The sequence below is a fragment of the Brucella sp. HL-2 genome, from assembly GCF_025846885.2.
GTDB classification, from domain to species: Bacteria; Pseudomonadota; Alphaproteobacteria; order Rhizobiales; family Rhizobiaceae; genus Brucella; species Brucella quorumnocens.
Map to the genome: position 1 here is coordinate 115,705 of NZ_JAOYTK010000010.1, position 15,001 is coordinate 130,705.

Below are 15,001 nucleotides of genomic sequence, written 5' to 3' on the forward strand. Positions count from 1 at the left end.
GCGATTTTACATATGACATATGTCATAACTCTAATTTATAAAGAAGTGCCTTATCTCGGGCTTCGGAGCTGTAAAATGGTGATAGGTTCGGTCTCTCCACATGTCGATCGCGGCAAGCTGCATATGCATATTGTTGCAACGATCGAGGCACGCATTCTGTCAGGGGAACTTCAAGTCGGAGAACGTCTTCCGTCAGAAGCGGAAATTGGCAGGACATTCGGTGTCAGCACGCGATCCGTTCGCGAAGCCATGCAGGTTCTTGAGACCAAAGGTCTTGTGCGCCGCAAGCACGGTGAGCGAGCCGAGGTGGTGCGGGATGATGTGGGCGAATTCATGGATTCGCTTGTCTCGTCTGTTGGATCACTCTTTGCGCGTGATTCCTCCTATCTCGTTCAGGCGATGGATGTACGTCGTCTGATCGAAGTGGATGTGGCTGGGCGACTTGCATCGGGTGAGGGGCAGTTGCGCGATGGCGTCACAGCAGCGCTCGATGTCATGCGCCAGTCTGCCGGGGATAATGATTTTTCCCGCTTTGCAGAGGGTGATGCGGCCTTTCATAGGGCGCTGGTTCAGTCTTTGGGCAATGAAATTCTGTCTTCCTTACATGCAAACCTGCACTCGCTGATTTCAGAAGTGATCAAGGTTTCAAGCCGGGTCCCGCGCAAGAAGTTGAGTGCGGGGCTTGCAGAACATGAGAATATTTACGGGCTGATCGCAGCAGGTAAAGCCGGTGATGCGCGCGAAGCAATGCGTGAACACATCACCAACAGCACAGCTTATCTCGAACAGGCGATCAGACAATCCAGAAACAGGCCTGAAACGGGCTAAAACGGAAGAACGAAACAATGAGCAGCTATGATTATTCGCGCGTCAACTGGGATGCCATCAAGCGTCTTTCGCGCTGGTACTCCGGCGACATTCAGGACGTCATGGACAAGCACGGCTTCTATGGCTTTCTGCAGGGTCTCAGCCTGCAAAGCGTGTTGAAGCCTGGTCAGGTTATTTGCGGTCCCGTCCACACTGTTCTTTATGAAAAAAGCACACGGACCGGTCAGCCACAGGATGTCTATCACGGCACGATTGATTCAGTCGTTGATGGCGGTATTTTGCTGGTGGATGCGTCTTGTGCCGAAGGCTCGGGTACAGGCGAGCTGATGTCGACAGGTGCAAAAACAGCAGGCGCCGCTGCAACCATCGTCAATGGCACGGTACGCGATATCGCCGAAGTGAAGAAGCTCGACTACCCGCTGTTCGCGCGCGGTGTAAGTCCGGTCGGTGTATCAGGACGAATGGAGCCTACCCAGTCGCAGGTTGAGTTGAACATCAACGGTGTTCGTGTTCGTCCGGGCGATGTGATCTTTGCTGATATCTCCGGTGTCGTGGTTATCCCGGAAGAACTGGTTGCCGTCATAGCGGACGACGCAGATGCCAATGGCGATGGTGAAATCCAATGCCGTGAACGCATTTTGTCTGGTGAGAAGCTGCAGAGTGTTTGGCCTTTGGGATCAACCGGTCCTGTCTGATCAGAGCAGTTGAACTGCTTGTTGAGGACAAAGCATCGGTTCCAGAGGAGGAGACCACATGCAGGATATCATTCTTGTCGCCAACGGTGACTTGCGTGAAAGCGCAAACATTCAATGCTGGCCCGAACAGGCCAATATGGAAAGCCGCCTTGTAGCGGCAATCGAAAAACTGGGTCGGAAAGCGTCGCGCGGACATGGCGTTGATCGAAAAACCGGCCACGGTTTCATCGCAACGCAAAAGCAGGGCATTGAAGTCTTCTCCAAGATTGATCGCTATGCGCCGCTGATTGTTGCCGAGGCAGTCTGGCAATATTCGCAGAACGTTCTGGCCGGATTGATTGCTCATCGCGGACCAATCCTGACAGTTGCCAACTGGTCGGGAACCTATCCCGGTTTGGTTGGGCTGCTCAATCTCAACGGATCGCTGACCAAGGCGGGTGTTGAATATGCGTCGCTCTGGAGCGAGGATTTCACGGATCAGTGGTTTCTCGACAAGCTTGATGAGTGGCTGAAAACCGGCAAGATTGCCTCACATGATACATCCCATGTGACGCCGTTTGATAACGCGCATGTGCCGCCGCATCTTGTCGAACAGGCTTCGCACATCGCCAAAGACCTCATTGAAAATCGATCCATTATGGGCATTTTCGATGAAGGCTGCATGGGAATGTATAATGCGATCATTCCCGACGAACTGTTGTTTCCATTGGGCGTCTTCAAAGAGCGCCTGTCGCAGTCAGCGCTTTATCATGCGGCAATCAATGTTTCGCAGGATGAGGCCCGGCAGGCTTATCAATGGTTGCTCGATGCCGGGATGACCTTTCATCTTGGCAAAGACGATGCGCAGGAGTTGACGGAAGCGCAGGTGATTGGTCAATGCCAGACCTATATCGCTGCTGTGCGCTTGGCAGAACAGTTTGGGTGCGAAACAATTGGCATTCAATATCAGCAGGGTTTGAGAGATTTGCTCCCGGCGTCCGATCTTGTTGAAGGGCTGCTCAACAATGAGGATCGCCCGCCAGTGCGAAATGCGGAAGGGCAGATCATCCGTGACGGCAAGGCTGTGGTTCACTTCAATGAGGTGGATGAATGCGCCGGTCTTGATGCTTTGATGATCAACCGTCTGCATCGCGCTCTTGGGGAACCTGTCGAAACGACACTCCATGATCTGCGTTGGGGCGATGCGGATCATGGTGGCACGACGGGCGATTACGTCTGGGTGTTCGAGATTTCAGGTGCAGCACCACCGGCGCATCATGAGGGCGGTTATCGTGGCTCGGATTCTGTGCGCCAGCCACCGATGTTCTTCGCCAAAGGTGGAGGCACCCTGCGCGGCATTGCCAGGCCGGGTGAACTCATATGGTCGCGTATCTATGTTGAAGACGGGCGTCTCAAAATGGATATTGGCCGCGGACAAGCGGTGTCGCTCTCTCCAGAAGAGACCGAAAGGCGCTGGAACCTTACCAATCGCGAATGGCCGATGATGCATGGCGTCCTTTATGGCGTCACCCGCGATCAGATGATGGCGCGTCACAAGGCCAACCACATTCAGGTTGTCTATGCGAGTGACGCGTCTGCGGCGGATGATGCGATGCTGGCCAAGGCAAGTCTCGCGCATCAGCTGGGCATTGAGGTTCATCTTTGCGGGACGCGCGCGAACGGTTCTCCATTGCAATAGAACAGTAAAAAATCGGTTCCGATTTTCTGGCCGATGTTGTAGCCAAGACCCTGCGTGGCGCGCTGATTTTAGCGCGCCATGTCTCGGATGGGAGGCATAAAGTGGACGTATTTCTGGGTGTTGATGTCGGCACGGGCAGTGCGCGGGCAGGGCTGTTTACACGCGATGGGGCATTACTTGCGAGTGCTAAGCAAAATATTCGTATGTGGAAGCAGGGCTCGGATATCGTCGAGCAATCCTCGGAAGATATCTGGCAGGCTGTTTGCAACTCAGTGGCGGCAGCGCTGAAGCAGGCAAAAATTGCCCCGGAATCCGTCAAAGGCATTGGCTTTGATGCCACCTGTTCGCTGGTTATTCTCGACAAAGAGGGCAATCCATTGCCCGCGAGCCCTGCAGGAGAAGCGGAACGAAATATCATCGTCTGGATGGATCATCGTGCCAGCGAACAAGCCGAACGCATCAACGCGACAGCCCATCCCGTTTTGAAATATGTAGGTGGCCGCATTTCGCCAGAAATGGAAACACCGAAGCTGCTCTGGTTGAAGGAAAACAACCCTCAAACCTTCAATGCCGCTGGCCTTTTCTTCGATTTGCCTGATTATCTCACCTATCGTGCAACTGGTAGCCATTCGCGCTCACTCTGTACGGTGGTTTGCAAATGGACCTATCTTGGCCATGAAAAACGCTGGGATGAAGACTATTTCCGCACTATCGGTCTTGGTGTGCTGGCCGATGAAGGTTTTGCCCGCGTAGGAACTGACATCGTTGATATTGCGACCCCATTGGGGCAAGGCCTGACTGAGCAGGCTGCAAAGGAACTTGGACTTCTTGCTGGTACGGCTGTCGGCGCCTCTCTCATCGATGCCCATGCAGGTGGTGTAGGCACCATTGCAGGCAGTGCGGATGGCGATAGCGCTGTCGATATGCGCTCACGGCTGGCGCTGATTATCGGCACCTCCGCCTGCACGATGAGTGTTACAGAGAAGCCTGCCTTTGTGGATGGTGTCTGGGGCCCCTATTGGGGTGCGATGATGCCTGGCCTTTGGCTTAATGAAGGCGGGCAGTCGGCCTTTGGTGCGGCTACCGACTATCTGGTTGGGCTGCATCCGTATAAGGCCGAGGCAGAGAAGGAAGCGGCAGAAAAAGGCCTGTCGCTCCTCGATTATCTCGAACAACTCGCTATCGATGCTGCGGGGGAGCTTTCAAAAGTGGCGCTTCTGGCAAAGGGGCTTCATGTCGTGCCGGAGTTTTTGGGCAATCGTGCACCAGATGCCGATCCCGAAGCCACTGGCACGATCACGGGTATCAAGCTTGATGCATCCCGCGAGAATCTGGTTCATCTGTTCGTCGCTGGCCTTTGCGGACTGGCTTATGGCACAGCAGACATTCTAGACGCACTGACTGCCAAGGATATTCCCATCCGCTCGATAATCGTCAGTGGAGGTGCTGCACGAAGCGCGCTCATGCGCCGGATATTGGCCGATGCAACGGGACTGGAAGTGGCCCTGCCGACTTCAGCAGAACCAGTTCTGCTTGGCTCTGGTATCGCAGGTGCGAGCGCTTTTGAGAAAAGCGATTTGTCTCAAGTTGCAGCCAGCATGAGCGCCATTGCTGAAACAATTGAGCCGCAGAAAGGCTTGGTCAGCGAATTCCATGCTGCCAAGCGCGATATCTACAAAGATCTAAAGCGCAGCGAGCTCGCTGCGCGTGGGTTAATGCAGAAGTTCTGATCGGGATTATTTCCCTGCCTTCGGCGCCTTGAAGACGGAAAGTGGGTAAGTTTTCCCAAGAACGATCCCCGCTTCTCGTAAAACGTTTTCCGGCGCCGCAAACGGCTTGTGAATCCAGCGATCCGGCAGGGATGCGATTTCCGGCACCCATTCGCGTACATAGGCGCCATCGGTATCGAACTTGTCGCCTTGCAAAACAGGATTGAACACGCGGAAATAAGGGGCTGCGTCCATGCCGCAACCGGCCACCCATTGCCAGCTCCCCGGATTGCTGGCGATATCAGCATCAACCAGCGTATCCCAGAACCATTTTTCGCCTTCACGCCAGTCGATCTGCATATTTTTGCTCAACACGGATGCCACCAGCATTCGCACACGGTTATGCATCCAGCCTGTCGCCCAGAGCTGACGCATACCGGCATCAATCATCGGAATACCGGTATTACCCTTCTTCCATGCCCCCAGTGCTTGCGGGTTACTTTGCCACTGAATATCGGCAAGCGTGTTGCGCATATCGTTTTCGGCAATGTCAGGACGATAATAGAGCTGGTGATAATGGAAATCGCGCCAGATCAGTTCGGAAAGAAACTTCTCGCCACCGGTCTGGGTGTTTGGATGCTTATCCATCAACGACAGCGTAGCGTACCATGCCTGTCGTGGGCTGATCTCTCCAAAGCGGAGATGCGGCGAGAGTTTGGAGGTTCCTTCGACATCAGGCCGGTCACGATCACCAGCATAGTTTTGAATAGTTTCATCGAAGAAATGATATAACTGATCAATAGCCGCCGCTTCGCCTATTTCCCACAAACCAATCATCTTTTTTGACCAGAACGGTTGCTTGTAAGCTTCCCGCTTTTGCATGCCCGTAGATTGCTCGGCTTTCCAGTCAGACGAGGAGAGCGGTCGGGTTACACCCTGCTGACGTAGCGTTCTGGCATAGGGTGTGAAGACCTGATAAGGACCGCCGCCACCTGTTTTGATCTCCCATGGTTCCGACAGAAGATTGCCAGCAAAGGATTCAACATTGAGGCCTTTGTCTTTTAATGTGGATTTGACGATTGAATCAACGTCCCGCTCCTGCGGAGCATAACGCCGGTTCCAGAAAACGGCATCAAAGCCGTTTTCTTCGATCAGTTTTTCGATGATATCGAGTGCATCGCCTCGCGCTACAAGCAAATTGACATTGCGTTCGTTGAGACTCTTTTCAAGCGAATTAAGGCTCTGCTCCAGCCACCAAAGCACAGCTCCGCCGGGCGAGCGCAATTGCTGATTGGTCTCATGTACATAAAGCGCTGTGATCTTGCCACCGAGCTTAACCGCGGCATGAAGGGCAGGGTTGTCGGCAAGACGCAGATCGTTGCGCAACCAGATAAGCACATTCGCAGTCATAGAATAATCCTTATTTGACAGGCTTCAAAAGATAGTGCCCGACACCCCAGACGTCACCATTTTCATGGCCAAATAGCCCGGCAGTTGCGAGAAAGAAAAGCCGCCAGCGGCGTTCCCAGAGGCCAGCATCCTGCACGTAAACCTGTTGCAGAATTGGCCTGATCTGATCAATCGAATTGTCGAAATTCTTGAGCCAATCCAAAGCTGTTTGCTGATAATGCCTGCCCGACCATCGCCAGTCCTGTTCGACCGTGAAGAGATCGCCGAAGCGGTGGGGGAGATCGAAGGCGGGCATGATGCCACCGGTGAAGAAGTGATGGGCAATCCAGTCAGCAGGATTTTCATGATTGAAGCGATAGGAGCGATCGCGGTGGGTGAAGACATGGATGAACAGTCTGCCATCCGCATGAAGCCATCTGCGGACGCGTTCAAACAATGATTGCCAGTTCGACATATGTTCGAACATCTCAACCGAAACCACCCGATCAAAGCGCTGGTCGATTGAAAAGCCGTTCATATCTGCTGTGATGACCGTGAGGTTTTTAAGACCACGCGTCGCTGCCTGTGCTTCGATATAGGTGCGCTGTGGTGCAGAATTGGAGACTGAAACGACGTGGGAATTGGGGAAGTTCTCAGCGAGATAAAGCGACAGGGAACCCCAGCCGCAGCCAAGCTCCAGAATATTCATTCCGTCCCTGAGGTCGGCATGGCGCACTGTTTCGCTTAGCGCATAGGTTTCGGCGTGTTCGAGGGTGGTGTTTTTATCGGGATAGAGACAGCAGGAATATTTGCGCTGTGGCCCCAGCGCCAGTTCAAAGAAATGCGGGGGCAATTCATAATGCTGGCGATTGGCGTCATCGGTATGGGTGGCAACAGGAAAATTCTTCATGGTTTGAAGAAAATCCTGTTCGATATCTTCCGGCGTTTCCGCCAGCCGTCGCTTGGTGCGGCCACAGAGATAATCGATACCGGCTAGCGTGATCGTGTCACTCAGAGGAACGCGTTCTGCAGCATTGATTGCATATGCCAGCATATTCATGTTGAGGCTCCTGATCCGTGTGAATTGTTTCGGGGTCCGGGGAAAAACGTATTGACGCGATGTTGAAGGGCGCGGAATTTTTCACCGCGCGATTTCAGCATGTGTTCTTCGAGCGGCGGGATGCCTGAGACATGCACCAGCAGCCAATACATCTGAATAGGCGCGAGCAACGACAGCCAAGTCCATGGCGAGGCGGTGATCGCCATCAGTGGCCATGCGCACCAGAACAGCCATTCGAAGAAATAGTTTGGATGTCGCGAATAGGCCCATAGACCTGTTTCGCAGACTTCGGTTTTGGCCTCTGGTGTTTTGCGAAACTGTGCGAGCTGCGCGTCAGAAAGCGCTTCGCCCGTGAGCGCTATTGCGATGACTGCAACCGCGATAGCGTCCCAAAAATGCGGAAAGTCGGGTCGGCTTATTACCGCAAGATAGACTGCCAGAACCAGAATGAATGCGGCCGATGCCTGTATTTGTAAAAACCAGAAAAGGCGCTTTGAAGCATCAGCGCCCCATTCTTTCATAAGCTTTGCATAACGCGGGTCTTCACCATGTCCCATGCTTCTCTGGGTAATGTGCAAACCAAGACGCAGCGACCACATAAGAATAAGGAGCAGGATCGCTGAACGGCGCTGCCACGACGCATTTGCTAGAAGGACGGCGATAACAGACCCCACACCCACTGAGAACGACCAAATCGCATCGATCCAGCCGCTTTTGCCGGTCTTCCGCTGAAGCGCCCATGCAAAAACCATGATGGCAGACAGGCTTATCGCGACAATCAAAAGCAGACCGAGTTGCATGACAGACCTTTGGTCATGAGTGCATTTCCTACATGCAATACGTTCAGTCTTGCCTTTTGGTTTCCTTAGTCCGCTGAAAAAATGAAAAAATTTCGGCACAGGATTGAACCAATTCCCTTCTCAAAACGTAAGACGATGAAAATGCAGCAAAGACACTGCGAAGAGAGGGACTTATGGATATCACGAACCATCCGGGCAGCTCTAAACGTCTCAAGATCGCGGTTATCGGCAGCGGGATTTCCGGATTGTCGGCTGCGTGGCTCCTCTCGCAACGCCATGATGTCACTGTGTTTGAAGCGGCAAACCGCATCGGCGGGCACAGCAACACTGTCGAATTTGCAAGCAGCGCCGGAAGCGTCGCGGTTGATACGGGGTTCATTGTCTATAATGAAGTAACCTATCCAAACCTGACAGCACTCTTCCGCACGCTAGAAGTCCCTACAGTCTCATCAAACATGTCTTTTGCGGTTTCAGTCGGAAATGGCGCCTACGAATATTCGGGCGGTACGGGACTGGGTTTATTCGCCCAACGCTCCAATCTTGTAAGCCCACGCTTCTGGTCGATGATCCGCGATCTTTTGCGCTTTTATCGCAATGCGCCCAAAGATATGGAAATGATGGGCAGCATTTCACTTGGTGATTATTTGACACGAAATGGTTATGGCAGAGCGTTTCGTGAGGACCATCTTTATCCAATGGCGGCTGCGATCTGGTCCACGCCTGCCATGGAGGTCGGGCGTTATCCGGCTGCAAGCTTTGTGCGCTTTTGCTGCAATCATGGCTTGCTTGATCTGCGGGGGCGCCCGATTTGGCAAACGGTGGAAGGCGGTAGCCGCGAATATGTGAAGCGTATCACGAAGCCTTATGCGGACAACATCAAACTCTCAACACCGATTAAAACAGTGCGGCGCTCTGGAAATGCTGTGGAGCTGGTCGATGGAAACGGTGTTTCCTATGCATTTGATGATGTGGTTATCGCAACCCATGCTGATCAGGCGCTACGAATGCTTGCCGATCCAAGCGTTGAGGAAAGCCACATTCTTGGGGCATTTCAATATTCCCGCAATGAAGCTGTGCTTCACCGCGATGCCTCGCTTATGCCCAAGCGCCGCGCAGCATGGTCGAGCTGGAATTATCTGACCAATTCAGCAACGGGACCATCGCAGCCATCTATTACCTATTGGATGAACCGCTTGCAGCCATTGGGCGCAGCTCCTGATACGTTTGTTACGCTCAACCCATGTCGTGCGCTGCGTGAGGATCTGGTCATCCGCCGCGAGATCTATGAGCATCCAATTTTCGACATGGCGACCGATCGCGCGCAGAAGGAAATCTGGTCTTTGCAAGGCCGACGGCGGACATGGTTCTGCGGGGCGCATTTTGGCTCAGGCTTTCATGAAGACGGTCTTCAGGCAGGATTGGCGGTTGCCGAAGACTTGGGCGGATTGCGCCGTCCATGGCAGGTAGAGCAGGAAAGTGCACGCATCGTCCGCCATGCTGTACCCACCAGGGAAAGGGCGCTGGCATGACCGAGCTCTTCCAATCTGCGCTTTTTCCCGGCCACGTCACCCATACGCGCTTGCGGCCAAAGGTTCATAAGCTTGGCTACAAGATTTATTCGCTATTGCTTGATCTAGACGAGTTGGAAGCCCTTCACAGCAGGTTGAGGCTGTTTTCGGTCAATCGCTTCAATCTCTTTTCTTTCCACGAGAAAGACAGAGGTAACGGTTCAGTGACACCGCTTCGCGAGCAGGTGGAAGATGCCATGCGCGGTGCAGGCATTGAGCCGGATGGCGGTGCCATTCGATTGCTCACAATGCCGCGGATTCTTGGTTGGGCGTTCAATCCGCTCAGCGTCTTCTTTTGCTACAATCGCGGGGGCGAGTTGACGGCCATTTTGTGGGAAGTCGACAATACGTTCAAACAGCGCCACGGCTATATGATCCCTGTCGATGGCGAGCAGAACGGTCGGATCGTTCAGAGCTGTGACAAGGCGTTTTACGTCTCACCCTTCATGGACATGAAGCTGCGCTATGAGTTTGAAGTGCTGTCACCGGCAGACAAACTCATGATCAGGATCAACAGCTTCGATGATGAAGGGCTGTTGCTGACTGCACGTCATCTCGCCCGCCGGGTAAAGTTGAGCGATGCAGCGCTGTTACGTGCCTTTTTTACCATCCCGTTTCTCACCTTGCGTGTTGTCGGCGGCATCCACTGGGAAACGCTGAAAATTTGGGCGAAAGGCATAGGGTTTCGTAAGCGCCCGCAGCCACCACAGTTTCCCGTCACCCATATTCGGACTGAAAATCCACCGCAGAGGAACAGGGCAGCATGAGCCAGCTAGACGATTTCTCTCATTTTCCGGCTGCGCCCACGTCGGTTCATGCAGGCTTGAGCCCATCCTCGCGCATATTGCGGCGACTGCTCAATCAGGTCCGTCATGGTCGTTTGGTCATTGCACTGCCTTCGGGAAAAATTATTTCAGCACAAGGAACCGTCCCCGGTCCTGAAGCCAACATTGCAATCAAAAGCTGGCGCTCGCTGCGCCGTCTGTTGACCGGCGGCGATATCGGTTTTGCTCAAGCCTATATCGATGGTGACTGGGAAACACCTGATCTGACGTCCGTCATCCGTTTTGCAGCCCGCAATCGCGACACGTTGCTTTCCACTTTGCGCGGATCACGCTGGATGCGGCTGATGCATCGGTTGGGGCATTTGCTCAATGCCAATACAAAGCGCGGCAGCCGCAAAAACATTGAGGCTCACTACGATCTCGGCAATGATTTTTATCGCCGCTGGCTTGATCCATCGATGCTCTATTCATCGGCGATCTGGAACGAAAAGACGCCCACACTTGAAACTGCGCAGGAATATAAGTTGCAGTGCATTAGAGAAAAGCTGGCACTCGAAGGCGGCGAAAAAATTCTGGAAATCGGCTGTGGTTGGGGTGCCCTTGCGGGCTATCTGGCGGAACATGGCGATGCCTACGTAACTGGTATCACCTTGTCTCCGTCTCAGCTTGCATGGGCGAATGCAGGGGTGGCTGAGACCGGCCAAAGCGATGCAGTTGATCTGCATCTTCAGGATTACCGCGATGTTGAAGGTCAGTTCGACCGCATCGTCTCCATCGAAATGTTTGAGGCAGTTGGTGAAGCCTATTGGCCTGATTATTTTGCGACGCTGAAGCGTTGTCTCAAGGCAGATGGTCGTGCCGTGTTGCAGATTATTTCGATAGAGGATGCCCGCTTTGAGGATTATCGCCGCAAGGCAGATTTCATCCAGAAATTCATTTTCCCGGGCGGATTCCTGCCTTCAGACAAGGTGTTGGACCGGCATCTCGCCAAGGCCGGACTGGTGCTGAAAGAGGTGGAGCACTTCGGCCACTCCTATGCCCAGACCCTTGCTGAATGGCGTCATCGTTTCGTGTCCAACTGGTCGGAAATCGAAAAGCTTGGCTTTGATCATCGGTTCCGGCGGCTGTGGGAATATTACCTTTGCTATTGCGAAGGCGGGTTTAAGGAAGGCGCGATCAATGTCGGCCTTTATACGATTGAGCATGAATAAAAATCGGGTCCACTGATGCAGGAGGCGTCGATGAAATGGATGCTGACGATTACCATGATGATACTGTTATTTCCCGTTTCGGCGCAGGCTACTGATATTAGTGGTAACTGGGCGCGGGGCGATGGCAAGGCGCGCGTTCGCATTGCCGAATGCGGCAAGGATATCTGCGCTACCAACACGTGGATCAAGCCCGGAACAGCCAAGGAAAAGACCGGTGACCGACTGGTCATGAGCATTAATCCAACGGCGGACGGCCAATATTCGGGCACTGCTTTCGATCCGCAACGTAATCTGACCTACAAAATCAGCGTGAAGGTGGACGGCGATAAAATGACGACTAATGGCTGCGTTCTAGCAGGTCTTTTATGCCGGAATGTCGGTTGGTCCCGTATTAATTAAGAGAGCGATGATATTGATGAAAACCTATTTCACCGCCTATCTGGTCACAGCAATCGCCTTTCTTGCGATTGATTCAGTCTGGCTCTCCAACATGGCAAATGTGTTCTATCGTCCTGTCATGGGCGATATGCTTGCGCCCGGTTTTCGCCTGGCACCGGCTATTGTTTTCTATGTGATCTTCGTGTTCGGACTGGTGTTTTTTGCGGTACGCCCGGGCCTTTTGGCTGGTAGCGCCACCGTAACGGTTGTTCATGGTGCTCTTTTGGGGTTTGTCGCCTACGCAACATACGATCTGACCAATCAGGCGACCTTAAAGAACTGGTCGTGGACTCTGACGATTGCTGACTTGATCTGGGGCACTGTCCTCTCTGCGGTGTCGGCCTATATTGGCTATTGGGTAACATCGCGGATCAGCGGATAGATTGGAATAAACATATGCAGAAATTGGGTCTTCTAGCCGTCTTCGCCTTCATCATTGTTGTCATTGGAATGGCAATCGGTATCGGCTTTCCGCCGGGCGAATGGTATGCGTCTTTGCAGAAGCCTTGGTTTACGCCGCCCAATGCAGCCTTCGGCCCTATCTGGACGATATTATATATCTTCATAGCCATTGCCGGGTGGCGTACCTGGATAAGCGATACGGGTTGGCAGCGTCGCGGACCTTGGTTTGGTCAGATGGTGCTGAATTTTCTATGGTCGCCAATCTTTTTCGGGGCGCATCTGACAGTGCTGGGACTGATAGTCATTATTGGCGTTTGGCTTTGTGTGCTGCTGTTTATCATTCGTGCATGGCGGCCGGATCGAATATCGGCGCTGTTGTTTGTGCCGTATCTCGTTTGGCTATCGCTTGCGACTGCTTTGAACGCAGCAATTATCGCCCTGAACTAGAGCATTTCCAGTTTGAATTGAATCATTGAAATGCTTTATCTATTTGTTTTTACTGCGTCTTGTTCCGAAATCCGGTTCCCACTTTTCGGGATGCGCTCTAAATGAAAAAGGCGGCAAGGGTGCCGCCTTTTTTAAATCCCAATCAAAGGCTGGACCATCCGCATCAGCCAGCTCTGGAATTTGAGCGGGGCATCAGTCACCGCAAGACATATGCAATCACCACCGGGTGACGCAATCGGCTGATGCACCAGATCGGCATCTGCCTCTTCGATATCCCCACGCGCAAAAAGGCCAGTTCCGTCGTGAAAACTACCGCTGAGTACCAGCGTCAACTCGCGTCCGCCATGACCATGTTCAGGCACTGGCTTGCCAGCGGGAATTCTGAGCAAGCGCACATTGGTTTCACCATCATTGATCGCAATAGGCACCTGATAGGCGCCACGCCCAAGCGATTTCCATTTCAGATCTGGCAGATCGCCACCGACATAAGATCGAAGAGGCTCCGGCAGAATTGCGGGTGTTGCAATGGGAGCTGAGGTTTTTGTTGGCTTTGGTTCGCGCAGGGATGGGTTTGCAAGCTTGCGTTTAATAGCGCCCCACGAACCCTCTTTGATTTCTTGTGGTTCGACGGTGTCCAGAAGCTGTCCGCCGATATGCTCAAAATGATTCAAACGCGAACGACATGCAGGGCAAAGCGCCAGATGTGTTGCGACAGCAATGCTCCAGCCTTCGGCAAGAGTGCCTGCAGCATAACTTGAAAGAAGTTCGTCGCTAAGATGATGGTTGATATTCATCAGCGTTCTCCCGAATTATCGAGTGCTGCGCGCAATTTGGTGAACGCGAGCCGCAAGCGGGATTTTACCGTTCCCAAGGGGAGGTTGAGCTTCTTTGCTATGGCGCTATGTGTACTTTCTTCGAAATAAGCCAGTTCCAGCAAAGCACATTGTTCTTTCGGCAGGTCGGCCATGGCAGCGCGCAATTGGCTCGCCGATTGTTGCTCCGCAATCCTCACATCGGCGGGTTGCTCCTCGTCAGGCACAAAGGCAGGGTCTGCGGGATCAAACTCTGGTCGGCGGGTGCGACGTACCGCATCAATGCGTTGATTGCGTGCAATCCTGAAAATCCAGGTCGACAAGGCTCCCTTTGAATAATCGAACTGGTCTGCCTTGTTCCAGACCGTAATCATTGTTTCTTGCATCAATTCTTCCGCTGTTTGCGTATCGGCAGACAGTTTGGCCATATAGGCTTTAACGCGCGGTGCGAAATGTTTGAAAATCGCCTCAAATGCGTCCACGTCACGCCGAGAACTGACCGCCAGGGGGTGCGGACGAAAACTTGGACTATCAGGGAGGTAGTTCATGTATTCCTACGAAGACCGGATGCGAGCAGTTGCGCTCTACATCAAGCTGGGCAAACGCCCGAAAGCGACTATTCGCCAGTTGGGCTATCCAAGCAAGAATGCTTTGAAGGGCTGGTACCTGGAATATGAGCACCATCTTGATCTGCGTTTAGGATTTGCGCCCCGAGCCCCTAAGTTCACACAGGCGCAGAAGGAAGTGGCTGTTGAGCACTACCGCACGCATGGTCGTTGTGTTTCTGCAACGATGCGCGCCTTAGGCTATCCCGGTCGTGCAACGTTGACAGCATGGGTTCGTGAGGCGTTTCCCGAAACTAGTAAAGCTGTCACTGGAAGAACTGGACGTCCACGATACCCTGACGCATTGAAGAAGGCTGGCGTCGTCGGACTTTATAATCGGCAAGAAAGCGCGCAGGCCCTGGCCGAAAAGCTCGGCGTATGCAGACCGACACTGTATAACTGGAAAAACCAGTTACTTGGTCCGGAGGCTCCCGCAATCATGAAACGCAAGAACCACTCACCGCCAGTGCCAGAGCGAAAAGAATTAGAGCGCCAGCTCGAAACACTGCAGCACGATATTCAGAAACTGCAGCTTGAGCACGACCTTTTGAAGAAAGCGACCGAACTCATAAAA

General features: G+C 53.1%; 16 protein-coding genes. 11 read left to right on the forward strand and 5 right to left on the reverse strand.

The genetic code is table 11. The features are described 5' to 3' along the window. Positions 1-75: 75 nt before the first annotated feature. From OIV19_RS13390 to OIV19_RS13405, 4 genes are all read left to right on the forward strand, one after another. On the forward strand, positions 76-828 hold the full coding sequence (locus OIV19_RS13390; RefSeq protein ID WP_024900190.1) for a FadR/GntR family transcriptional regulator: 753 nt from the start codon (positions 76-78) through the stop codon (positions 826-828). Positions 829-845: 17 nt separating this feature from the next. After that, positions 846-1,523, forward strand: a complete 678-nt coding sequence (locus OIV19_RS13395) for an RraA family protein (protein ID WP_264231943.1) — start codon at positions 846-848, stop codon at positions 1,521-1,523. Positions 1,524-1,581: 58 nt separating this feature from the next. Next, a complete protein-coding gene (locus OIV19_RS13400; RefSeq protein WP_264231944.1) occupies positions 1,582-3,201 on the forward strand; it encodes a fucose isomerase in 1,620 nt (539 codons plus the stop codon). A 101-nt stretch (positions 3,202-3,302) separates the two neighbouring features. Then, positions 3,303-4,931, forward strand: coding sequence for an FGGY-family carbohydrate kinase (locus tag OIV19_RS13405; protein ID WP_264231945.1), 1,629 nt, complete (start codon positions 3,303-3,305; stop codon positions 4,929-4,931). A gap of 6 nt (positions 4,932-4,937) precedes the next feature. Here the strand turns inward: OIV19_RS13405 and OIV19_RS13410 are convergent, their stop codons facing one another. Genes OIV19_RS13410 through OIV19_RS13420 form a run of 3 tightly spaced genes read right to left on the reverse strand, consistent with a single transcriptional unit; the run spans position 4,938 to position 8,159 of the window. Beyond that, positions 4,938-6,320 (reverse strand): cryptochrome/photolyase family protein, encoded by a 1,383-nt coding sequence (locus OIV19_RS13410; protein ID WP_264231946.1) that lies wholly within the window; start codon positions 6,318-6,320, stop codon positions 4,938-4,940. 10 nt (positions 6,321-6,330) lie between these two features. Next, a complete protein-coding gene (locus tag OIV19_RS13415) occupies positions 6,331-7,359 on the reverse strand; it encodes an SAM-dependent methyltransferase (protein WP_264231947.1) in 1,029 nt (342 codons plus the stop codon). Beyond that, complete coding sequence (locus OIV19_RS13420) at positions 7,356-8,159, reverse strand: DUF1295 domain-containing protein (RefSeq protein ID WP_264231948.1); 804 nt, start codon at positions 8,157-8,159, stop codon at positions 7,356-7,358. Before OIV19_RS13420 ends, OIV19_RS13415 begins: the two co-directional genes overlap by 4 nt. 173 nt (positions 8,160-8,332) lie before the next feature. Here OIV19_RS13420 and OIV19_RS13425 point away from each other — a divergent pair, with 173 nt between their 5' ends. From OIV19_RS13425 to OIV19_RS13450, 6 genes are read left to right on the forward strand one after another with little or no spacing between them, the layout of a single operon-like run. Further along, positions 8,333-9,688, forward strand: a complete 1,356-nt coding sequence (locus OIV19_RS13425) for an NAD(P)/FAD-dependent oxidoreductase (protein WP_264231949.1) — start codon at positions 8,333-8,335, stop codon at positions 9,686-9,688. After that, complete coding sequence (locus OIV19_RS13430; RefSeq protein ID WP_264231950.1) at positions 9,685-10,494, forward strand: DUF1365 family protein; 810 nt, start codon at positions 9,685-9,687, stop codon at positions 10,492-10,494. Before OIV19_RS13425 ends, OIV19_RS13430 begins: the two co-directional genes overlap by 4 nt. Further along, positions 10,491-11,723: an SAM-dependent methyltransferase gene (locus tag OIV19_RS13435; protein WP_264231951.1), complete on the forward strand. Its 1,233-nt coding sequence runs from the start codon at positions 10,491-10,493 to the stop codon at positions 11,721-11,723. The genes OIV19_RS13430 and OIV19_RS13435 overlap by 4 nt, the downstream gene beginning before the upstream one ends. 30 nt (positions 11,724-11,753) lie before the next feature. Beyond that, entirely contained in the window at positions 11,754-12,122 is a 369-nt protein-coding gene (locus tag OIV19_RS13440) for a DUF2147 domain-containing protein (RefSeq protein ID WP_264231952.1), read from the forward strand. A gap of 16 nt (positions 12,123-12,138) precedes the next feature. Next, a complete protein-coding gene (locus tag OIV19_RS13445; RefSeq protein WP_151092713.1) occupies positions 12,139-12,543 on the forward strand; it encodes a DUF2177 family protein in 405 nt (134 codons plus the stop codon). 14 nt (positions 12,544-12,557) lie between these two features. Continuing rightward, a complete protein-coding gene (locus OIV19_RS13450; protein ID WP_095444122.1) occupies positions 12,558-13,010 on the forward strand; it encodes a TspO/MBR family protein in 453 nt (150 codons plus the stop codon). A 131-nt stretch (positions 13,011-13,141) separates the two neighbouring features. Here OIV19_RS13450 and OIV19_RS13455 read toward each other — a convergent pair whose 3' ends face one another. Both OIV19_RS13455 and OIV19_RS13460 read right to left on the reverse strand, forming a co-directional pair. After that, entirely contained in the window at positions 13,142-13,804 is a 663-nt protein-coding gene (locus tag OIV19_RS13455) for a ChrR family anti-sigma-E factor (RefSeq protein ID WP_264231953.1), read from the reverse strand. After that, the gene (locus OIV19_RS13460; RefSeq protein ID WP_264231954.1) at positions 13,804-14,370 is read right to left on the reverse strand and encodes a sigma-70 family RNA polymerase sigma factor; all 567 of its coding nucleotides are present in this window, start codon (positions 14,368-14,370) and stop codon (positions 13,804-13,806) included. The genes OIV19_RS13455 and OIV19_RS13460 overlap by 1 nt, the downstream gene beginning before the upstream one ends. Between OIV19_RS13460 and OIV19_RS13465 the strand changes: the two genes are divergently transcribed. Beyond that, positions 14,369-15,001: transposase (locus OIV19_RS13465; RefSeq protein ID WP_264231955.1), on the forward strand; the 633-nt coding region annotated here is incomplete at its 3' end. The two genes, OIV19_RS13460 and OIV19_RS13465, sit on opposite strands and share 2 nt — an antisense overlap.